18 protein-coding genes are annotated in these 20,528 nt (G+C 72.7%); 16 read left to right on the top strand and 2 right to left on the bottom strand.

Features of this window, described 5'->3' with window-relative positions; translation table 11 throughout:
- Positions 1 to 112: 112 nt before the first annotated feature.
- The 14 genes from ACJX2R_RS14565 (at position 113) to der (ending at position 16,525) form a co-directional block, all read left to right on the top strand.
- Positions 113 to 1,768: a CTP synthase gene (locus ACJX2R_RS14565; protein ID WP_413100462.1), complete on the top strand. Its 1,656-nt coding sequence runs from the start codon at positions 113 to 115 to the stop codon at positions 1,766 to 1,768.
- A gap of 81 nt (positions 1,769 to 1,849) precedes the next feature.
- On the top strand, positions 1,850 to 2,476 hold the full coding sequence (locus ACJX2R_RS14560) for an NUDIX domain-containing protein (protein WP_413100461.1): 627 nt from the start codon (positions 1,850 to 1,852) through the stop codon (positions 2,474 to 2,476).
- A 416-nt stretch (positions 2,477 to 2,892) separates the two neighbouring features.
- Positions 2,893 to 4,926: a tetratricopeptide repeat protein gene (locus ACJX2R_RS14555; protein WP_413100460.1), complete on the top strand. Its 2,034-nt coding sequence runs from the start codon at positions 2,893 to 2,895 to the stop codon at positions 4,924 to 4,926.
- A 226-nt stretch (positions 4,927 to 5,152) separates the two neighbouring features.
- On the top strand, positions 5,153 to 6,268 hold the full coding sequence (ald, locus tag ACJX2R_RS14550) for an alanine dehydrogenase (protein WP_413105856.1): 1,116 nt from the start codon (positions 5,153 to 5,155) through the stop codon (positions 6,266 to 6,268).
- A 560-nt stretch (positions 6,269 to 6,828) separates the two neighbouring features.
- Positions 6,829 to 7,845 (top strand): ParA family protein, encoded by a 1,017-nt coding sequence (locus ACJX2R_RS14545; protein ID WP_020872375.1) that lies wholly within the window; start codon positions 6,829 to 6,831, stop codon positions 7,843 to 7,845.
- Positions 7,830 to 8,411 carry a hypothetical protein gene (locus ACJX2R_RS14540; protein WP_262705142.1) on the top strand — a complete coding sequence of 194 codons (582 nt, stop codon included), beginning with the start codon at positions 7,830 to 7,832 and terminating at the stop codon, positions 8,409 to 8,411. The genes ACJX2R_RS14545 and ACJX2R_RS14540 overlap by 16 nt, the downstream gene beginning before the upstream one ends.
- A gap of 68 nt (positions 8,412 to 8,479) precedes the next feature.
- Entirely contained in the window at positions 8,480 to 10,057 is a 1,578-nt protein-coding gene (locus tag ACJX2R_RS14535) for a segregation/condensation protein A (protein ID WP_413100459.1), read from the top strand.
- A complete protein-coding gene (scpB, locus tag ACJX2R_RS14530) occupies positions 10,054 to 10,710 on the top strand; it encodes an SMC-Scp complex subunit ScpB (RefSeq protein ID WP_138911310.1) in 657 nt (218 codons plus the stop codon). The genes ACJX2R_RS14535 and scpB overlap by 4 nt, the downstream gene beginning before the upstream one ends.
- 40 nt (positions 10,711 to 10,750) lie before the next feature.
- Entirely contained in the window at positions 10,751 to 11,854 is a 1,104-nt protein-coding gene (locus ACJX2R_RS14525; protein ID WP_413100458.1) for a pseudouridine synthase, read from the top strand.
- A gap of 189 nt (positions 11,855 to 12,043) precedes the next feature.
- Positions 12,044 to 12,406, top strand: a complete 363-nt coding sequence (aroH, locus tag ACJX2R_RS14520) for a chorismate mutase (RefSeq protein WP_262705138.1) — start codon at positions 12,044 to 12,046, stop codon at positions 12,404 to 12,406.
- Entirely contained in the window at positions 12,403 to 13,488 is a 1,086-nt protein-coding gene (locus tag ACJX2R_RS14515; RefSeq protein ID WP_413100457.1) for a prephenate dehydrogenase, read from the top strand. The genes aroH and ACJX2R_RS14515 overlap by 4 nt, the downstream gene beginning before the upstream one ends.
- A 142-nt stretch (positions 13,489 to 13,630) precedes the next feature.
- Positions 13,631 to 14,335 (top strand): (d)CMP kinase, encoded by a 705-nt coding sequence (cmk, locus tag ACJX2R_RS14510; protein WP_262705136.1) that lies wholly within the window; start codon positions 13,631 to 13,633, stop codon positions 14,333 to 14,335.
- Positions 14,293 to 15,006, top strand: coding sequence for a lysophospholipid acyltransferase family protein (locus ACJX2R_RS14505; RefSeq protein WP_413100456.1), 714 nt, complete (start codon positions 14,293 to 14,295; stop codon positions 15,004 to 15,006). The genes cmk and ACJX2R_RS14505 overlap by 43 nt, the downstream gene beginning before the upstream one ends.
- 55 nt (positions 15,007 to 15,061) lie before the next feature.
- Positions 15,062 to 16,525 (top strand): ribosome biogenesis GTPase Der, encoded by a 1,464-nt coding sequence (gene der, locus ACJX2R_RS14500; RefSeq protein WP_413100455.1) that lies wholly within the window; start codon positions 15,062 to 15,064, stop codon positions 16,523 to 16,525.
- A gap of 135 nt (positions 16,526 to 16,660) precedes the next feature.
- On the opposite strand, the gene ACJX2R_RS14495 is transcribed toward der, so the two are convergent.
- Complete coding sequence (locus ACJX2R_RS14495) at positions 16,661 to 16,957, bottom strand: hypothetical protein (protein WP_413100454.1); 297 nt, start codon at positions 16,955 to 16,957, stop codon at positions 16,661 to 16,663.
- Positions 16,958 to 17,124: 167 nt separating this feature from the next.
- On the bottom strand, positions 17,125 to 18,063 hold the full coding sequence (locus ACJX2R_RS14490) for a hypothetical protein (RefSeq protein ID WP_262705134.1): 939 nt from the start codon (positions 18,061 to 18,063) through the stop codon (positions 17,125 to 17,127).
- Positions 18,064 to 18,333: 270 nt separating this feature from the next.
- Between ACJX2R_RS14490 and ACJX2R_RS14485 the strand changes: the two genes are divergently transcribed.
- A complete protein-coding gene (locus tag ACJX2R_RS14485; RefSeq protein WP_413100453.1) occupies positions 18,334 to 19,572 on the top strand; it encodes a glycosyltransferase family 4 protein in 1,239 nt (412 codons plus the stop codon).
- 41 nt (positions 19,573 to 19,613) lie between these two features.
- A complete protein-coding gene (locus ACJX2R_RS14480; protein WP_413100452.1) occupies positions 19,614 to 20,474 on the top strand; it encodes a hypothetical protein in 861 nt (286 codons plus the stop codon).
- Positions 20,475 to 20,528 lie beyond the last annotated feature (54 nt).

Genomic DNA, 20,528 nt, shown 5'->3' with positions numbered 1-20,528 from the left:
GCACAAAACCCCCGAACCTCAGCGGCGACGCCCCCGGACCCCGGAGCGGCTGCCGTACGCAACCTCACGACGCGACCACGGGAGCCCCCTCTTGGCCATTGCCGCTAAGCCCATGACGACCAAGCACCTCTTCGTCACCGGGGGTGTCGCCTCCTCACTCGGCAAGGGCCTTACCGCCTCCAGTCTGGGGGCGCTGCTGAAGGCGCGCGGTCTGCGCGTCACCATGCAGAAGCTCGATCCGTATCTGAATGTCGACCCGGGCACGATGAACCCCTTCCAGCACGGCGAGGTGTTCGTCACCAACGACGGCGCCGAGACCGATCTGGACATCGGCCACTACGAGCGCTTCCTCGACGTCGACCTCGACGGCTCGGCCAATGTGACCACCGGACAGGTCTACTCCACCGTAATCGCCAAGGAGCGGCGCGGTGAGTACCTCGGGGACACGGTGCAGGTCATCCCGCACATCACCAATGAGATCAAGCACCGCATCCGGCGCATGGCCACCGATGACGTGGACGTCGTCATCACCGAGGTCGGCGGCACCGTCGGCGACATCGAGTCGCTGCCCTTCCTGGAGGCCGTCCGCCAGGTCCGGCACGAGGTCGGCCGGGACAACGTGTTCGTGGTGCACATCTCCCTGCTGCCCTACATCGGCCCGTCCGGCGAGCTGAAGACCAAGCCCACCCAGCACTCGGTGGCCGCGCTGCGCAACATCGGCATCCAGCCGGACGCGATCGTGCTGCGAGCCGACCGCGAGGTCCCCACCTCCATCAAGCGCAAGGTCTCGCTGATGTGTGACGTGGACGACGCCGCCGTGGTCGCCGCCATCGACGCCAAGTCGATCTACGACATCCCCAAGGTGCTGCACTCCGAGGGGCTGGACGCCTATGTCGTCCGCAAGCTGGACCTGCCCTTCCGCGACGTGGACTGGACCCAGTGGGACGACCTGCTGAAGCGGGTCCACGAGCCCGACCACGAGATCACCGTGGCACTCGTCGGCAAGTACATCGACCTGCCCGACGCCTATCTCTCGGTCACCGAGGCGCTGCGCGCCGGAGGCTTCGCCAACAACGCCCGGGTGAAGATCAAGTGGGTCACCTCCGACGACTGTAAGACGGCGGCCGGCGCCCGGGAGCAGCTCGACGGCGTGGACGCGGTCTGCATCCCCGGCGGCTTCGGCGACCGCGGTGTCATCGGTAAGGTCGGCGCGATCACCTACGCCCGGGAGAACAAGATCCCGGTGCTGGGCCTCTGCCTGGGACTCCAGTGCATCGTCATCGAGGCCGCGCGCAACCTCGCGGGCATCGAGGGCGCCAACTCCACCGAGTTCGAGCCCGCCACCACCGACCCGGTGATCTCCACCATGGCCGAGCAGCTCGACATCGTCGCGGGCGACGGCGACATGGGCGGCACCATGCGGCTGGGCATGTACCCGGCCAAGCTGGCCGAGGGCTCGATCGTCCGCGAGGTCTACGACAACCAGCCGTACGTCGAGGAGCGCCACCGCCACCGCTACGAGGTCAACAACTCCTACCGCGGTGAGCTGGAGAAGAAGGCCGGGATCGTCTTCTCCGGCACCTCACCGGACAACAAGCTGGTGGAGTACGTGGAGTACCCGCGCGAGGTCCACCCCTATCTGGTCGGCACCCAGGCCCACCCCGAACTGCGCTCCCGGCCGACCCGTCCGCACCCGCTCTTCGCGGGCCTGGTGAAGGCGGCGGTCGAGCGACAGGTCGCAGCTCAGACGCCTGGCGCACGCGCCTGACCGTTACGGTTGGCAGGGGCGGGCGGCGCCGGCGCGGCCACCGCCCCGTCAACCGCACGCGGAAAGGACGCTGAGGCAAGCATGCGCATCCAGGACACCCCCGAGGAATGGCCGGTCACCGCCACCGCCACGCCGTTCACCGGCAACAAGACGAGCGTGCGCACGGACGAGGTGGAGATGCCCGACGGGAGCCGGGCCAAGCGCGACTACCAGGTCCACCCCGGTTCCGTGGCCGTCCTCGCCCTGGACAGTGATGACCGCGTGATCGTGCTGCGGCAGTACCGGCACCCGGTCCGCCAGCGGCTGTGGGAGATCCCGGCCGGTCTCCTGGACGTCCCCGGTGAGAACCCGCTGCACGCCGCCCAGCGGGAGCTGTACGAGGAGGCGCACGTCAAGGCCGAGGACTGGCGGGTCCTCATCGACCTCTACACCTCGCCCGGCGGCAGTGACGAGGCCGTGCGGATCTTCCTGGCCCGGGAGATCTCCGCGGCCGAGGGCGAGCGGTTCGAGGTCGCCGAGGAGGAGGCCGACATGGAGCTCGCCCGGGTGTCCCTGGAGGAGCTGGTGCGCGGCGCCCTCGCGGGCGAGCTGCACAACACCTGCCTCGCGACGGGCGCGCTGGCGCTGCGGGCGGCGCTCTCCGGCGACGGCCTCGACGCCCTCCGGCCCGCCGACGCCTCCTGGCCCGCCCGGCCCTTCGACGCCTGAGCCACTGATGGGGCGCATGGGCCCCGCTCGGCCTCGGTGAAGATCCGATGGAGTGATTTTCGGTCCGTGCTGTGGGCCGCGAGTACCGGGTACCTGACGCGGAGTGAACTACGCTCATAGTGAGCCGAAGGGGCTCGTACGCGCAGGTGGACGGGAGTGGGCCGGTGGCGGAGCAGGCGGTCGACACCGATGGGGAGCCGGCGGCCCCAGGGAAGCGGCAGCCGCCGCCCACCGCGTCCGCTTCATCCGCTTCGTCCGCCCCCGGCGCTTCGCCGGAATCCACCGGCCGCCCGCCGGAACCCGCCCCTGGCCGCCCGTCGGAATCCGCCCCCGGTCGTCCGCCCAAGGATGGGGCATCGTCCTCCGACACCCCGCCGCGGCAACGGCGCTCCACCGCGGACGCCCAGGACGGCGGGGTGTGGAGCGGGGCCACCCGGGCCGTGCTGTTCGCGGCGGCCGCCTCCGTGGGGCGGGGGTTCGCCGGGCGGCGGCGGGAGCTGCTCTCGCTGCGGGCCGACATCGAGCGCGCGGGCCTGGACACCCTCGCCGGCCGTAAGGCCGCCCGCAGCCGGGTGCTGCTGATCGCGGGCCGCCCCGGCTGGGGCCGTACGGCGCTGGCCGAGGAGCTCGCCCGGCGGCTCGCCGACGACTACCCCGACGGGGTGCTGGCCGCCCGGCTGACGACCTCCGCCGGCGATCCCGTGCCCACCGAGCGCACCGCCCGTGAGCTGCTGGGACGGCTCGGCGTGACCGCCCCGCCGGGGGCGGACGAGGACGATTTGAGCGAGGCGCTGCGCGAGGCGCTCGACGGCAAGCGGGTGCTGCTGCTGCTCGACGACGTGGCCGGGGCCGAGCAGGTGGACGCGCTGCTGCCCGATGAGCCCGACTGCCTGGTGGTCGCCGTCTCGCGCGGGCCGCTGACCGGAGTGCCGGATGTGCGTCCGTGCACGGTGGGCGGGCTGGATGTGAGCGCGGCGGTCGGGCTGCTGGCGCAGTACACCGGCCCCACCCGGATCACCTGCGATCCGGTGGCCGCGCAGTCCCTGGTCGAGGAGTGCGCGGGCCAGCCCGCGGCGCTCGTCCTGGTCGGCGGCTGGCTCGCCGCCCGTCCCCAGGCGTCGGTGGCCGACGCCCTGGCCCGGCTGCGCGAACTGCCGCCGGACGAGGGCGACCACGACCACGGCGCCCGCCCGCTGGCCCGCGCCTTCCGGCTGGCCTACGCCGCGCTGCCGTCGGCCGCCGCCCGGATGCTGCGGCTGCTGGTGCTGGCGCCCGGCGGATCGGCCGACGCCCAGATCGCCTCCGCGCTGGCCGGCTGCTCGGTGGCGGACGGCGAGGCGGCGCTGGAGGGCTTCGCCGCGTACGGGATGCTGCGCCCGCGCGGCCCCGGCCGCTACCTGGTGCCCGGCTGTCTCGATCCGCTGCTGCGGGAGCGGCTGGCGGCCGAGGAGCGCCCGGCGGAGGTGGAGCTGGCGCGGGCGCGGATGCTGGAGCGCGCCGTACGGCAGCTGCACGCCTGCCGGCTGGCCGCCGAGCCCGCCGGTTCGCCGGGCCGGAAGAAGCTGGCCGGGATGCCGAGGCCGCTGCGGTTTTCGTCGTCGGCGGAGGCGGCCGGCTGGCTGGAGGAGCGGCTGCCCACGCTGATCGAGGCCGCCCGTCTGGCCGTCGAGACCGGTCAACTCGACACTCTGGCACGGCGGTTGGTGGCCGCGCTGACCCACGCCCTGACCGCCCACCGGGGCTTCGAGGGCGCGGCGGTGGAGCTGTACGGGCTGCATGAGCTGGTGCTGGACGTGGCCCGGCGCCGCGATCTGCCGGTGGAGCGGGCGGCCGCGCTGCTGAACCTCGGCGATCTGGACGGCGGGGCGGGCCGGGTGGACAAGGCCCTCGCCCGCTACAAGAGCGCGCTGGAGGCCGCCCGCGCCTCGGGCGATCCGTATACGACCGGCCGTGCGCTGGAGTCGATCGGCGGCACGTACCAGGCGCTGGAGGACTGGCACCGGGCGGCCGACTGGTTCGGACGCGCCCTGGAGCTGCGGCTGAGCCGCCGCGACACGCCCGCGGCGGCCCGGCTGTACGCACGGCTCGGCACCGTCCACGGCTATGCCGGGCGGTGGGGCGAGGCGCTGCGCGACTGGCGGGCCGCCGCGGCCGCGTGCCGCCGGGCGGACGACCGGCCGGGGTACGCCCGGGCGCTCAGCGGCACCGCGGACGCCCAGGAGCGCTCGGGGCGGCCGAGGGAGGCGCTGCGCACCTGGGCGGAGACCGCCGCGGCCGCCCGGACCTGCGGTGACACCGGGCTGCACGCCGAGCTGGCGCGCCATGCGGCGGATGCCATGGACCGGCTCGGCGGGGACCCCGCGGTGGCGCGGTCGCTGCGGCGCACCGCCCGGAGGATCGAGGCGGGCGAAGCGGAAGACACCGGTCCGTCACCTCAGAGTGGGGCCTGAAACCCTGTCGACCTACGAAATCAGTAGTGGTCTTCCAAAAGATTGATGCATTGCAAGGCTAGACAGCGCGAGGTCCTTCATTAGACTGGCTGTACCGCGATTGTTGCGGTCGTCTCCGGCATGCGGACGCGCCTGCCGGTTTGCCTGTCTATGGTCGATGGTGTATCGGCCCATGGCCGGTTGTGGCGATATGTTCCTTTTCCCCCATTCAAGGACCGTGATCGACGTGAAGGTCGGCATCCCCCGCGAGGTCAAGAACAACGAGTTCCGTGTGGCCATCACCCCCGCCGGTGTGCACGAGCTGGTCCGAGGCGGCCATGAGGTCGTCATCGAGCGGAGTGCGGGCCTCGGCTCGTCCATCACGGACGAGGAGTACACCGCCGCCGGCGCGCGCGTCCTCGGCACCGCCGACGAGGTCTGGGCCACGGCCGACCTGCTGCTGAAGGTCAAGGAGCCCATCGCGGAGGAGTACCACCGGCTGCGCAAGGGCCAGACGCTCTTCACCTATCTGCACCTGGCCGCCTCCCGGGCCTGCACCGACGCGCTGCTGGAGTCCGGCACCACCGCCATCGCCTACGAGACGGTCGAGACCGCGAACCGCGCCCTGCCGCTGCTCGCGCCGATGTCCGAGGTCGCGGGCCGGATCGCGCCGCAGGTCGGCGCGTACCACCTGATGCGCTCGGCCGGCGGCCGCGGTGTGCTGCCCGGCGGGGTGCCGGGTGTGGCCGCCGGGCGGGCCGTCGTGATCGGCGGTGGTGTCTCCGGGTGGAACGCCGCCCAGATCGCCATCGGCATGGGCTTCCACGTCACCCTGCTCGACAAGGACATCAACAAGCTGCGCGAGGCCGACCGGATCTTCGGCAACCGGGTGCAGACCATCGCCTCCAACGCCTATGAGCTGGAGAAGGCCGTCCTCGAGGCCGACCTGGTCATCGGCGCGGTGCTCATCCCGGGCGCCAAGGCGCCCAAGCTGGTCACCAACGAGCTGGTGTCCCGGATGAAGCCGGGAAGTGTCCTTGTCGACATCGCGATCGACCAGGGCGGCTGCTTCGAGGACTCCCGTCCCACCACCCACGCCGAGCCGACCTTCGAGGTCCACAACTCGGTCTTCTACTGCGTGGCCAACATGCCCGGCGCGGTGCCGAACACCTCCACCCACGCGCTCACCAACGCCACGCTCCCGTACATCGTGGAGCTGGCCAACCGCGGCTGGCGGGACGCGCTGCGCCGGGACGCCGCGCTGGCCAAGGGGCTCAACACCCATGAGGGTCAGGTCGTCTACGGCCCGGTCGCCGAGGCCCATGAGCTGCCCGTCGTCGAACTGGGCTCGCTGATCGGCTGAAGGGCGACCGGAGTTCACCGGCCCCGGCCGCCGGGGCCCGTCGACCCCGGTTGCCGGACGGTCAACCCCGGCCGTCAACCACATGTCAACATCGGGCATCCGGCCGGGTCTTGTCGAAGGACGAGGCCCGGCCGAAGGTGTGTCCGCTGTGTCCCGTATCGCCTGCTGGCCACCGCTCGGCCAACTCGCCCTAAATGCAACTATTCAGACGCTTTATACGGTGGTGAAATCTCCGCGGCACCGTTCACACGCCCTTGACATCGGGGTGTTCGATTGCCGACACATCGTGCCGTGTCCGGTGGATTGTGTTGCTGCGGACCGGTGACACGCCATAGAGTCGCCAACCGTCGGCATGGTGTCACGCTGACCTATAGAGAAATTTCCTGGTCACCAAGGAGGTAGGACGACTTGTGAATGAGTCGACATTTTCTCCCGGGGGTGGTCAACCAGGACCGGCTGCGCGGGGCCAGGGCCCCTCGGGGCTCGAGGCTGTCGGCTCCGTCGCTGTCCGTACCTTCGCAACCCGCCAGAGCCCGACGACAGCCCACCAGAGCCACAGCATGGACGGCCATCACGTGAACGCCATGGCCGGCGACCAGGGGGGCACGGATCCCGCCCGCTTCGCCGACTACGACGACCTCCCCGACGGGCACTTCTACGACCCGGACGCGGAGTACGAGCCAGACCCCGAATACGCGGCCACGCTCGCGCCCGACGCTGCCCGCCAGCGCCGCGAGCGGATCGGCCCCACCGGGCGTCCGCTGCCGTATTTCCCGATCCCCGGGCCGCTGACCGACCACGGTCCCGCGAAGATCATCGCGATGTGCAACCAGAAGGGCGGGGTCGGCAAGACCACCTCCACCATCAACCTGGGCGCGGCCCTGGCCGAGTACGGCCGCAGGGTCCTGCTCGTCGACTTCGACCCGCAGGGCGCCCTGTCGGTCGGCCTCGGGGTCAACCCGATGGAGCTCGACCTCACGGTCTACAACCTGCTCATGGAGCGGGGCATGTCGGCCGACGAGGTGCTGCTGAAGACGGCCGTGCCCAATATGGACCTGCTGCCCAGCAATATCGACTTGTCGGCCGCCGAGGTGCAGCTGGTGAGCGAGGTCGCCCGGGAGTCGACCCTCCAGCGCGCGCTCAAGCCGCTGATGGCCGACTACGACTACATCGTCATCGACTGTCAGCCCTCGCTCGGTCTGCTCACGGTCAACGCGCTGACCGCCGCGCACAAGGTGATCGTGCCGCTGGAGTGCGAGTTCTTCGCGCTGCGCGGTGTGGCGTTGCTCACGGAGACGATCGAGAAGGTCCAGGAGCGGCTCAACCCCGACCTGGAGCTGGACGGCATCCTCGCCACGATGTACGACTCGCGCACCGTGCACAGCCGTGAGGTCCTCGCCCGCGTGGTCGAGGCGTTCGACGATCACGTCTACCACACGGTCATCGGCCGTACGGTCCGCTTCCCCGAGACCACGGTCGCGGGTGAGCCGATCACCACGTACGCGTCCAACTCCGTCGGTGCCGCCGCCTATCGCCAGCTCGCCAGGGAGGTGCTCGCCCGGTGTCACGCCGAGTGAGTCTGCCGGGAGCCGACGAACTGTTCCGCACCACGGGAGGGATGGGCCTCCAGTCCTCCGCCCCCGCCGCCGGGCGCCGCCAGGCGAACGGCGAGGGCCCCCGGGTACCCCCGCCCGCCGCCGAACCCGACGCGGGCGCCGAGCCGCGCGAAGGACAGGAGCAGCGCGCGGACGGCGAGCAGTCCGGCTCGGGCGAACACACGGGACGGGAGACGGCCTCCCCGGACGCGGTCGGCGAGCGGCGCCCCGCCGCCGGGGACCGGCCCAAGGGCCGTCAGGCCCAGGGCGGTTCGGCCGCGGCCGAGCAGAACGGCCCGGCCCGCCGCCGCGCCCGTACCCCGAACCGAAGGCCCAGTGGGCGCGAGCGCCACGACGAGAAGATCACGGTCTATGTCTCCGCCGAGGAGCTGATGGACCTCGAGCACGCGCGTCTGGTGCTCCGCGGCGAGCACGGGCTCGCCGTCGACCGCGGCCGGATCGTCCGCGAGGCGGTCGCGGTCGTCCTCGCCGACCTCGAGTCGCGCGGCGACGCGAGCATCCTGGTGCGCCGCCTCCGCGGCCGTTGACCGGGCCGGGCGATAGCCTGCCCGGTCGTACGGGCTGCCCCGCCCGGCCCTGAACACCCTGGACCGCGATGCCGACGAACGACACCCCCGCCCCGCCGCCCCGCCCCTCTCGCCGCACCCTCGGCCGGGGGCCCGGCACGGCGCCGGCCGGGACGGATCCGGACCGGTCCACCGCGCCCACGCAGCACCGCGACGCGCCGTCCCCCGCCCTGGACGCACCGGCCCCGCAGGCGGACACCGCCGCGGAGGAGCGCCCCGCGCCGCGCGGCGAAACCGCCCCACGCACGGCGACGGAGGCCACCCCTGCCACGGCGACGGCCGAGCCCGCCTCGCCTTCGGCGGCCGGAGGGCCGCTGGACGGCGCTCAGACGGCTCCCGAGGCCACCGTTGAGCCGTCGGGCGCGCCCGAGGTGCGCGAGGCCGCCTCGGAGGAACTCACGGCGCCGGACGCCGGACCCGAGCCGTCTCCGGCGACGGTCGACGCCGCTGCCCGGGACGCGCGGCGGGACGCGGGCGGTGGGCGCGGCCGTAAGGATGCGTCGGCGGACGAGCCGGAGCCGGTGCACGCTCGGGCCGACCTCGACGTGGCGCCCTCCGCGGGCGGGCACGGCGGTGCGGCGGCCGGGGGCGGGAGCGACAAGGCCGACGTGAGCGACGGGGCCCAGGCGGGTGAGGGGGCCGAGGCGGGTGAGGGGGCCCAGGCGAGTGAGGGGGCCGAGGCGGGTGGTGGGGGCGGTCAGGGCGAGGCGCGAGCCGAGGACGGTGGCAACCGGTTCACCGTGCGGCTGGACAACTTCGAGGGGCCCTTCGACCTCCTCCTCCAGCTGATCTCCAAGCACAAGCTGGACGTCACCGAGGTCGCCCTCTCCAAGGTCACCGACGAGTTCATGGCCCATATCCGCGCCATGGGGCCGGACTGGGACCTCGACCAGACCACCGAGTTCCTCGTCGTCGCGGCGACCCTGCTGGATCTCAAGGCGGCCCGGCTGCTGCCCGCCGCCGAGGTCGAGGACGAGGCGGACCTGGCGCTGCTGGAGGCGCGCGATCTGCTCTTCGCCCGGCTGCTCCAGTACCGCGCGTACAAACAGATCGCGGACATCTTCAACGACCGGCTGACCGCCGAGGCCGCCCGTCACCCCCGTACCGTCGGCCTGGAGCCGCACCACGCCGAGCTGCTCCCCGACGTTGTCATCAGCATCGGCCCCGAGGGCTTCGCCAAGCTGGCGGTCAAGGCGATGCAGCCCAAGCCCAAGCCGCAGGTCTACGTCGACCACATCCACGCCCCGCTGGTCAGCGTCCGGGAGCAGGCCGAGGTGGTGGTCGCGCGGCTGCGGGAGCTGGGGGAGGCGACCTTCGCCGCGCTCACCGAGGACGCTCCCGACGTCCTTACGGTCGTCGCGCGCTTCCTGGCGCTCCTGGAGCTCTACCGCGAGCGCGCGATCCTCCTGGACCAGCCGGAGGCGCTGGGCTCGCTCATGGTCCGCTGGACGGGCGAGGCGGGCGAGCGGCCACTGGTCACCGACGAGTTCGACCAGGAGGCCGTGCCCCGTAAGGAGCGCGAGAAGCAGCCCGAGAAGCAGCCCGAGAAGCAGCCCGAGAAGGAGACGGTCACGCCCGAGAAGGAGAAGGAGGAGGTAGCGAGTTGAGCGAGCAGCGGACACCCGCCGGGCTCTCCGAGGTCGCCGAGCTGGACCTCAAGCCCGCCCTGGAGGCCGTCCTCATGGTCGTCGACGAGCCCGCCACCGAGGAGAACCTCGCCAAGGTCCTCCAGCGGCCGCGCCGCGCCGTCGCGGACGCGCTGCGCGAACTGGCCGACGAGTACGCGACCCAGGGCCGGGGCTTCGAGCTGCGGCTGGTCGCGGGCGGCTGGCGCTACTACACGCGCCCGGCCTACGCTGCCGCCGTCGAGGGGTTCGTCCTGGACGGCCAGCAGGCCCGGCTCACCCAGGCCGCTTTGGAAACCCTCGCGGTGGTCGCGTACCGTCAGCCGGTCAGCCGTTCCCGAGTCTCGGCCGTCCGCGGCGTCAACTGCGATGGCGTGATGCGGACCCTCCTCCAGCGGGGCCTGGTCGAGGAGGCGGGCACGGAACCCGAAACAGGTGCGATCCTGTACAGGACGACGAACTACTTCCTGGAGCGGATGGGCCTGCGGGGGCTGGACGAGCTCCCGGAGCTCGCGCCGTTCCTCCCCGAGGCGGACGCGGTCGAGGGCGAGTCCCAGGAGGGCGTGCCGTCGTTCGACCCGGACGCCATCGACGGCGATGACGCGCAGGACGACGCAGAACGCACGACGACGTAGAACACCGAGCCGGCAGCGGCCACTCTCAGACGGAAACTTGATGCGAAGCAGCGGCAGGAACAGCAGGGGCAGCGGTAGCGGCGGCAAGAACTACCGAGGCGCGGGGAACAGGCGCGACGAGCAGCAGCAGCGCGCCGGCCGCCCCCGCCCCGAAGAGCGCCGCTACGACGTGGGTGGCGGCCCCAAGGCGGGTCCGAAGGCAGGCCCGAAGGGCTCCCAGGGCGGCCCCAGGACGGGCTCTCAGGGCTCCCAGGGCTCCCAGGGTGGCGGCCCCAAGGGCGGTGGCCCCAAGGGCGGTGGCGGCGGCCGTGGCCGCAAGCCCGGCCCGGCCCGGCCGCGCGAGTACGAGGCGCAGATAGAGGAGCGCAACCGCGCCCGCCACGACAAGCCGCGGGTCAAGATGCCCAAGACCTTCGGCGAGCCGGAGGGCGAGCGGCTCCAGAAGGTGCTCGCCCGCGCCGGTATGGGCTCGCGCCGCGCCTGTGAGGAGCTGATCGACCAGGCCCGGGTCGAGGTCAACGGCAAGATCGTGACCGAGCAGGGGCTGCGCGTGGACCCCGAGAAGGACGAGATCAAGGTCGACGGGCTGACCGTGGCCACCCAGTCGTACCTCTTCTTCGCGCTGAACAAGCCCGCCGGTGTCGTCTCCACCATGGAGGACCCCGACGGCCGCCAGTGCCTGGGCGACTATGTGACCAACCGCGAGACCCGGCTCTTCCACGTCGGCCGCCTCGACACCGAGACCGAGGGCATCATCCTGCTCACCAACCACGGTGAGCTGGCCCACCGCCTCACCCACCCCCGCTACGGCGTGCGGAAGACCTATCTCGCCGCCATCCAGGGCCCGCTCCCGCGCGACCTGGGCAAGCGGCTCAAGAGCGGTATCGAACTCGAGGACGGCTACGCCCGCGCCGACCACTTCCGGGTGGTGCAGAACACCGGCAAGAACTATCTGGTCGAGGTGAGCCTGCACGAGGGCCGCAAGCACATCGTGCGGCGGATGCTCGCCGAGGCCGGCTTCCCGGTCGACAAGCTGGTGCGGACGGCCTTCGGCCCGATCGCGCTCGGCGACCAGAAGTCCGGCTGGCTGCGCCGGCTGACCAACACCGAGGTCGGCATGCTCATGCGCGAGGTCGAGCTCTGATACGGACCCGGCGCCGCTGAAGGACCCGGCCGTCGGCGGGCCGTAGCGTCGTCAGCGGGCCGCGGCGTCTCGCCCAGCGGTCGCCCCGGGAGCCTGTCCGACCCGCTCGTTACGCTGATCGGGAGTGTGGCCGGACACCGCGGCCGCGCCCGACGCACGACAGGCACAGCACGCACAGGGGAGCGAGACGTGGCGGTACGAGCGGTCCGCGGGGCCGTCCAGCTGGACCGGGACGAGCCGGAGCACATGCATGAGCGGGTCTCCGCGCTGCTGACCGCCATCCTGGAGCGGAACGCCCTCGATCCGGACGACCTGATCAGCGTGTGGTTCACGGCCACCCCCGATCTGCACAGCGACTTCCCGGCGGTCGCCGCCCGCAAGCTGGGCATCACCGACGTACCGCTGATCTGCGCCCAGGAGCTGGACATACAAGGGGCCATGCCCCGCGTCGTCCGCATCCTGGCGCATATCGAGACCTCCCTGTCCAAGTCCGATGTCGCCCATGTCTACCTGGGCGCCGCCGGCTCCCTCCGCAAGGACATCGCCCAATGAGAACCGCCCTCGTCATCGGCACCGGCCTGATCGGCACCTCCGCCGCGCTGGCCCTGGCCGGCCGTGGCGTCCAGGTGCACCTCGCCGACCACGACGAGGCCCAGGCCCGGACCGCCGAGGCGCGCGGCGCCGGGACTCAGGGCCAGCCCGAGGGACCCGTGGACCTGGCGATCGTCGCCGTGCCCCCGGCGTACGTGGCGGCGACGGTGGCCGATGTGCTGCGCCGCGGGCTGGCCCGCGGCGTCCTGGACGTCGCGAGCGTCAAGGGCGGCCCGCGCCGTGAGCTGGAGGCCCTGGGCTGCGATCTGACCCGCTACATCGGCACGCATCCGATGGCGGGCCGGGAGCGCTCCGGGCCGCTGGCCGCCACCGCCGACCTCTTCGAGGGGCGGCCCTGGGTGCTCACGCCCACCGGCGGCACCGACACCGAGGTGCTCAACCTCGCGCTCGAGCTGGTCGCGCTGTGCCGGGCGGTGCCCGTGGTGATGGAGGACGAGGCCCACGACCGGGCGGTGGCGCTCGTCTCGCACACCCCCCACCTGCTGTCCAGCATGGTCGCCGCGCGGCTCCAGGACGCCGATGAGACGGCGGTGCGGCTGTGCGGGCAGGGCATCCGCGACGTCACCCGGATCGCGGCCTCCGACCCCGCCATGTGGATCGACATCCTGTCCGCCAACCCCGGCCCGGTGGCCGACGTGCTCGCCGCCGTCGCCGCCGACCTGGACGAGACGGTCCGGGCGCTGCGCGCGCTCCAGTCCGCCGACGAGGCCAAGCGCGGCGATGGCGCGGCCGGGATCGAGGACGTGCTGCGCCGGGGCAACGCCGGGCGCGAGCGGGTGCCGGGCAAGCACGGCGCCGCCTCGGCCGCCTATGAGACCGTGACGGTGCTCATCGGCGACCAGCCGGGCGAGCTGGCCCGGATCTTCGCCGACGCGGGCCGGGCGGGTGTCAACATCGAGGACGTCCGGATCGAGCACGCCACCGGGCAGCAGGCCGGTCTGATCCAGCTGGTGGTCGAACCCTCGGCGGCCCCGGGGCTCACCCAGGCCCTGCGGGAGCGGGGATGGTCCATCCGGCAGTAGCGGCGGACCGGACCGCCCGCGGCCCCGGCCCCGGGGCCGCCCCCCAGCGGTGCGAAGCCGCCCGGGGGAAGCCAGTAACCTTGTCCGAGGCCCACATGGCCCGTTCAACCCAGCCCCGTGCACACGAAAGGTGTCTGTCACCGTGGAAACCGCCGCCCGGACCGCCCCGGCCGCAGTGATTGTCGCGATCGACGGCCCCGCAGGCACGGGCAAGTCCAGTACCTCGAAGGCCGTCGCCGCCAAGCTGGGCCTGGGCTACCTGGACACCGGCGCCCAGTACCGGGCGATCACCTGGTGGATGGTGGCCAACGGCATCGACGTCGAGGACGCCGTGGCCGTGGCCGACGCCGCGGGCAAGCCCGCCATCGTCTCCGGCACCGACCCGGCCAACCCGACGATCACCGTCGACGGCACCGATGTCTCCGGGCCGATCCGCACCCAGGAGGTCACCTCGCGGGTCAGCGCGGTCAGCGCGGTGCCCGAGGTGCGGTCCGTGATCACCGAGCTCCAGCGGACCATCGCCGCCGAGGCGCCGCGCGGCATCGTGGTCGAGGGCCGGGATATCGGCACCACGGTCCTCCCGGACGCCGACCTGAAGATCTTCCTGACCGCCTCCCCGGAGGTCCGGGCGGCCCGCCGCAGCGGTGAGCTGAAGGGCAAGGAGGCCAGCGACCTGGCCGCCACCCAGGCCGCGCTGGCCAAGCGGGACGCCCTGGACTCCGGCCGCAAGACCTCGCCGCTGGCCAAGGCGGACGACGCGGTCGAGGTGGACACCTCCGAGCTCACCCTCGACCAGGTCATCGAGTGCGTGGTCACCCTCGTCGAGGAGAAGCGGACGGTCGCGTGAGCACCACCGACGGGACACTTCCCAGCGCGGCCGGGGCCGCCGTGGGGCGGCGGATCGGCATCGGTCTGATGTACGGGCTGTGGCGGCCGCGGGTGCTGGGCGCGTGGCGGATCCCGTCCGCCGGGCCCGTCATCCTCGCGGGGAACCACTCCCACAACATCGACGGCCCGATGCTGATCGGCACCTCGCCGCGGCCGGTGCACTTCCTGGTCAAGAAGGAGGCGTTCATCGGCCCGCTGGACCCGTTCCTGCGCGGTATCGGTCAGCTGAAGGTGGACCGTACGAGCGCCGACCGCACCGCGATCGGCCAGGCCCTGGGGGTGCTGGAGCGCGGCGGGGTGCTGGGCATCTTCCCCGAGGGCACCAGGGGCGAGGGCGACTTCGCCTCGCTGCGCTCGGGGCTCGCGTACTTCGCGGTGCGCTCCGGCGCGCCGATCGTGCCGGTGGCGGTGTTCGGTACCGCCACCCCGCGTGACGACGGCCGGTCCAGGCCGCTGCCCCGGCTGCGCGGCAGGATCGACGTGGTGTTCGGCGACCCGTTCGAGGCGGGGGACGGCAGCGGCAGGCGGACGCGGGCGGCCCTGGACCAGGCCACCGAGCGCATCCAGAAGCGGCTGGCCACGCATCTGGATACCGCCAGGCGGCTCACCGGCCGCCCGGAACAGACATAGACCCGCGAGCCCCCAGGGGCGGTGCGCGGTACTGAGGGACGACGAGGAAATCTTCATGAACGACCAGATCCACAGCGGCGGCGACGAGCACGGGGAGCTTGGCGACGCCGAGTACGCGGAGTTCATGGAGCTCGCCGCGCAAGAGGGCTTCGACCCCGCGGAGGTCGAGGGCGACCTCGCCGCGGCGGGGCATGGCCCGCTGCCGGTGCTGGCCGTCGTCGGCCGCCCCAACGTCGGCAAGTCCACCCTGGTGAACCGGATCATCGGCCGCCGGGAGGCGGTCGTGGAGGACCGCCCCGGCGTCACCCGCGACCGGGTGACCTATGAGGCCGAGTGGTCCGGCCGCCGCTTCAAGGTGGTCGACACCGGCGGCTGGGAACAGGACGTGCTCGGCATCGACGCGTCCGTGGCCGCCCAGGCCGAGTTCGCGATCGACGCCGCAGACGCGGTGGTCTTCGTCGTGGACGCCACGGTGGGCGCCACCGACACCGACGAGGCCGTGGTCAAGCTGTTGCGCCGGGCCGGAAAGCCCGTGGTGCTGTGCGCCAACAAGGTCGACGGGCCCAGCGGCGAGGCCGATGCCGCGATGCTGTGGTCGCTGGGCCTCGGCGAGCCGTACGCGGTCTCCGCGCTGCACGGCCGCGGCACCGGCGACATGCTCGACGCGGTCCTGGAGGCGCTGCCCGAGGCCCCGGCCCAGACCTTCGGGGCCACGATCGGCGGCCCGCGCCGGATCGCCCTGATCGGCCGTCCGAACGTGGGCAAGTCCTCGTTGCTCAACAAGGTCGCGGGCGAGGAGCGGGTGGTCGTCAACGAGGTGGCGGGAACCACCCGCGACCCGGTCGACGAGATGATCGAACTCGGCGGCATCACCTGGAAGTTCGTCGACACCGCCGGTATCCGCCGCCGGGTCCACCTCCAGGAGGGCGCCGACTACTACGCCTCGCTGCGCACCGCGGCCGCCGTGGAGAAGGCGGAGGTCGCGGTCGTACTGATCGACGCCAGCGAGTCCATCAGCGTCCAGGACCAGCGGATCATCTCGATGGCCGTCGAGGCCGGGCGCGCGCTCGTCATCGCCTACAACAAGTGGGACACCCTGGACGAGGAGCGCCGCTACTACCTCGAGCGCGAGATCGAGACGGAGCTGGTGCAGGTCCAGTGGGCGCCGCGGGTCAATGTCTCCGCCCGCACCGGCCGCCATATGGAGAAGCTGGTCCCGGCGATCGAGACGGCGCTGGCCGGCTGGGAGACCCGCGTCCCGACCGGGCGGCTCAACTCCTTCCTCGGCGAGATCGTCGCCTCCCATCCGCATCCGATCCGGGGCGGCAAGCAGCCGCGGATCCTCTTCGGGACGCAGGCCGGGACCCGGCCGCCGCGGTTCGTGCTCTTCGCCTCGGGCTTCCTGGAGGCGGGCTACCGCCGCTTCATCGAGCGGCGGCTGCGCGAGGAGTTCGGCTTCGAGGGGACGCCGTTGCAGATCTCGGTGCGGGTGCGCGAGAAGCGCGGCCGTAAGAAGTAGCGGAGGCGCGGCCGCGAGACGGAGCGGGGGCGCGGCCGTAAGAAGTGGGGCCGTAGGAAGTGGCGGTGGCGCGGCCGCGGGACATGGCGGCGGCCGCGCCGGGGGGCTCCTGCCGCCCCGGCCCCCGGCACCGCGTCAGTACGTGTGCCCCGGCTCCTCACCCCGGCCGGGCGGGAGCGCGGGGAGGTAGCCGCGGTAGTACAGCTCGTCGGTGTGCCAGGCCCCGCCGTGGTCGTCCGGGCGGCCGTAGCCGCTGACGAGGCCCCGGGGCTGACCGATGGCGGCGAACGCCACGAACTCCATGTTCTCCTCGTCCGAGCGGTCACCGGGCAGCGCCCGGAACAGCCTGCGGTACTCCGCGTACAACGCGTCGTAGATCGGCGTGGCGGAGTGGCGCCAGGGATCGTGCGCCGCCTCCAGCGCTGGGCGCATGGCTGGAATGCAGCCGTATGAGGGGGAACGGTAGGAGAGGTCGTATGCGTGCACGTATGTGCCAACGACCCGGCCGCCCGTCGGATGCGGCATCGGTGGCGAATGGGCTGCCCACCAAGGATCGGTGAGGTCCGGGGGCGAGCCCGGGGCGGCGGCGGCCATGGCGGTCATGTGCCCGCGAGCGGCATCGAAGCGCCGACCAGAGCGCCGCGCGCGGCGGCCCGGTCCAGCGCCGCGCGCAGTTGGTCCTCGCGCGGCTGGGTGCCGATCGTGCCCGCGGCCGCGGCGTAGACCAGCACCTTCTGGGAGCGGCCGACGGCGCTCCGCCAGCCCTCGCTCAGCGGCATCGGGCTGTGCGCCTGCCACCAGGCCACCGGTCGGCCGCTGCCCGGCGCCGGCATCAGCACCGCGTGCAGCCGCCCCATGGCCAGCAGCACCGACCAGCCGGGGTTGGGCGCGGGCGGCCGGCCCAGGTCGACCACCGGGGCGAACCCCTGCTCGCTGAGGAGCTGGAGGAATTCATCGCCGTGGCCGATCGAACCGGGGCGGATGATCGGCGCGGTCGGCTCCACCACCAGCGCCGCGCACGCCTCCTGACCGACCAGCACCACCCCGCTGGTCACACCGAGCACCGCCTGCTGCGGCGCCGGCGCCTGCCCGGACGGCTCCGGGGTGTGGGACACGGTGCCGGGCGACACCGGTGACGGGACCGGGGCGGGCGACGTGGCCGGGGCCGGGGCCGTCGGGCCGGGGAAGTACGACGTGGCGGCGTGCGACGCGGCCGGTACGGGCGGCGCGTGGGAGGCCTCGGCGGTCGGCGGCGCGCTGTCCTCACCCGTGATGGACCGCACCGCGCCGCGCAACTGGTCCTCCGAGACCGGGACGACCTGGGAGGGCACGCAGGTGGCGTGCGCGAAGGCCAGCACCGCCGTCTCCTGCCCCACGAAGAGCACGGTGCTGGTCCGCTCCTGCTCGGTGTTGCCGGGGGTGCGGCAGGACGTGCAGTCGTAAGCGCCCGGGGCGTTGTCCCCGGCGAGCAGCCGGTCGGCTTCTTCGTCGCCGATCTCGGCGCGTACGTCATCGCTGACGTCGAGCATGCGCGGCACGGGTGGCTCCTCGGTCTCGGTGGGTGGGCCGAGTGGTTTCCCGGCTCATACGTAGACAACGGGCCATGCGGGGCGGGGGTCACGCGCCCGGCCACCCCGCGGTCTGATGCGCCGTCGGGCCGAAAAGTTCCCCCGACTCCCTACCGATTTCACATCTGTTGGAGCACAAGAAGGTGATGAAACCCAACCCTGTGCCACTTTTCCCGGTCTTACATCGTGGTAGGCGGACGACACACCCGTCCGCGGGGAAGCAGTGGGATACGGGGCCGGATGCACATCTCTTTCCTTATTCACAACGCGTACGGGATCGGCGGGACGATCCGGACCACGTACAACCTCGCCCGCACCCTGGGGGAGCAGCACGATGTGGAGATCGTGTCGGTCTTCCGCCACCGCGACCAGCCGATCTTCGACCCCGGTCCGCGGGTGGGGCTCAGCCATCTCGTGGACCTCCGGAAGAGCAGCCCGTCCTACGACGGCGGCGACCCTGACCACGGTCGCCCGGCGCAGGTCTTCCCCGTGACCGAGGGCCGCTACAAGCAGTACAGCGCGCTCACCGACCGCCGTATCGCGGATCATCTGCGCTCGCTGGAGGCCGATATCGTCGTCGGAACCCGGCCCGGGCTCAATGTCCACATCGCCCGGGAGGCCCGCCGCGGTCCGGTACGGGTGGGCCAGGAGCATCTGACGCTCAGCACCCACTCCAATGGACTGAAGCGGGCTCTGCGCGCCGTCTACCCTCGGCTGGACGCGGTGACCACCGTGACCGAGGCCGACGCCCGGACCTACCGCGGCCAGATGCGGCTGCCCGGCGTGCGGGTCGAGGCGGTCCCCAACAGCGTGCCCGCGCCCGGTCTCGACCCCGCCGACGGCACCGGCAAGTGGGTGGTCGCGGCCGGCCGGCTGGCCCCGGTGAAACGCTACGACCTGCTGATACACGCCTTCGCGAAGGTCAGTGAGGCCCGCCCCGACTGGCGGCTGCGGATCTACGGCGGCGGCGCCCAGCACGCCAAGCTGCGCGCCCTCATCGACAGGCTCGGCCTCTACAACAACGTCTTCCTGATGGGCCCGGCCAATCCGCTCGACCCCGAGTGGGCCAAGGGCTCCATAGCCGCCGTCACCTCCAGCCTGGAGTCGTTCGGCATGACCATCGTGGAGGCCATGCGCTGCGGCCTTCCGGTGGTGTCCACCGACTGCCCGCACGGGCCGGCGGAGATCATCGACAACGGTGTGGACGGCCGTCTCGTGCCCACCGGCGACACCGACGCCATCGCCGCCGCGCTGCTCGACCTCATCAACGACGACGAGCTGCGCCAGCAGATGGGGCAGGCCGCGTTGAAGGACTCGGCCCGCTTCGACCCCTCGCGGGTGGCCGGGCGCTACGAGACGCTGTTCTCCGAGCTGATCGGCCGCAGCGGCCTGCGGGGTTCCCTGCACCGCGCCCGTGGCTCCCTGATCGGCGGCGCGTTCGCCGCCAAGGACTCCCTGCGGAAGGTGCGTGTCGCATGAGTGCACCAGCACAGGCAACGCAGCACGTCGAGGAGGACAGAATGAGTGAGGCCGCCGAGGGCGCCCCCGCCCGCGCCGACTGCGTGGCGGACTCCGCCGGTGGGCTCACCTTCCACATCGCCGACCGGGCCCGCCCGGCCCCGGGCGGCCACGACGACTGGAGCGGTGCGCTGGTACTGATCCGCCGGGGCGGGAGGGACGCCCCCGACGGGGAGGTGCGGCTGCCGCTGGGCCCGACCGCGGACGGCGGGCTCCAGGCCGCCCTGCCCAGCACCGTTGCCCTGCCCGAGGGCCGCTGGGACGTCCATGTGGCCCACCGGGACGCCGAGCCGCGGCGGCTCGCCCCGGGCCTGAACGACCTGCGCTCGCTCGTGGACCGCCGCCCCGGCCCGAGCACGTCCCCGCTGTCCGTGCGCATCCCGTACGCCACCAAGCACGGCAACCTCTCGCTGCGCAGCTGGCGGCGGGCGCCCCACGCCGAGGCCGGGGAGATCCGGCTGGAGGACGACACGATGGCGGTGCGGGGGCGGCTCTACCGTGTCGCGTACCCGTCCGAGTGGCTCGCCGACGCGGTGGTCGAGGCCCGCTGCCGCGGGGGCGAGGCCCCGGTGCGCACGGCACCGCTGGAGGTGGAGGGCTCGGACTTCGCCTTCACGCTCTCCTACGCCGAGCTCGCGCGGACCTGGGGCGGCGGCGCGGACGTCTGGGACCTGTGGCTGCGCCCGGCGGACCAGAACATGGCCCCGGCGCGGCTCGCCCGGATCCTGGACGATGTCGCGGACAAGAAGGAGATCTTCACCTATCCGCCGCGTACGGTGGCCGGTCGGGGCGGGGAGGCACTGGCCCGGCCGTACTACACCCGGGACAACGATCTCGCGGTGCGGATCGAGGCGCTCGTCTGAGCCCGGGAGTCCGAGGGCGAGCCGAGGTCAGCCTTGGGGCGAGCCGAGGACATC

This window comes from Streptomyces sp. Inha503, assembly GCF_047215865.1.
Taxonomy (GTDB): domain Bacteria; phylum Actinomycetota; class Actinomycetes; order Streptomycetales; family Streptomycetaceae; genus Streptomyces; species Streptomyces lycopersici.
Note: the sequence above shows the minus strand (reverse complement) of the source record. Positions and strands in the feature narration are given on the sequence as shown.

What these genes read in the sequence shown, in the direction of transcription:
- ACJX2R_RS14565 (WP_413100462.1), top strand. Translation starts at nt 113, where the DNA reads ATGACGACCAAGCACCTCTTCGTCACCGGGGGTGTCGCCTCCTCACTC.
- ACJX2R_RS14560 (WP_413100461.1), top strand. Translation starts at nt 1,850, where the DNA reads ATGCGCATCCAGGACACCCCCGAGGAATGGCCGGTCACCGCCACCGCC.
- ACJX2R_RS14545 (WP_020872375.1), top strand. Translation starts at nt 6,829, where the DNA reads ATGGACGGCCATCACGTGAACGCCATGGCCGGCGACCAGGGGGGCACG.
- ACJX2R_RS14535 (WP_413100459.1), top strand. Translation starts at nt 8,480, where the DNA reads ATGCCGACGAACGACACCCCCGCCCCGCCGCCCCGCCCCTCTCGCCGC.
- ACJX2R_RS14525 (WP_413100458.1), top strand. Translation starts at nt 10,751, where the DNA reads ATGCGAAGCAGCGGCAGGAACAGCAGGGGCAGCGGTAGCGGCGGCAAG.
- ACJX2R_RS14515 (WP_413100457.1), top strand. Translation starts at nt 12,403, where the DNA reads ATGAGAACCGCCCTCGTCATCGGCACCGGCCTGATCGGCACCTCCGCC.
- der (WP_413100455.1), top strand. Translation starts at nt 15,062, where the DNA reads ATGAACGACCAGATCCACAGCGGCGGCGACGAGCACGGGGAGCTTGGC.
- ACJX2R_RS14495 (WP_413100454.1), bottom strand. Translation starts at nt 16,957, where the DNA reads ATGCGCCCAGCGCTGGAGGCGGCGCACGATCCCTGGCGCCACTCCGCC.
- ACJX2R_RS14485 (WP_413100453.1), top strand. Translation starts at nt 18,334, where the DNA reads ATGCACATCTCTTTCCTTATTCACAACGCGTACGGGATCGGCGGGACG.
- ACJX2R_RS14480 (WP_413100452.1), top strand. Translation starts at nt 19,614, where the DNA reads ATGAGTGAGGCCGCCGAGGGCGCCCCCGCCCGCGCCGACTGCGTGGCG.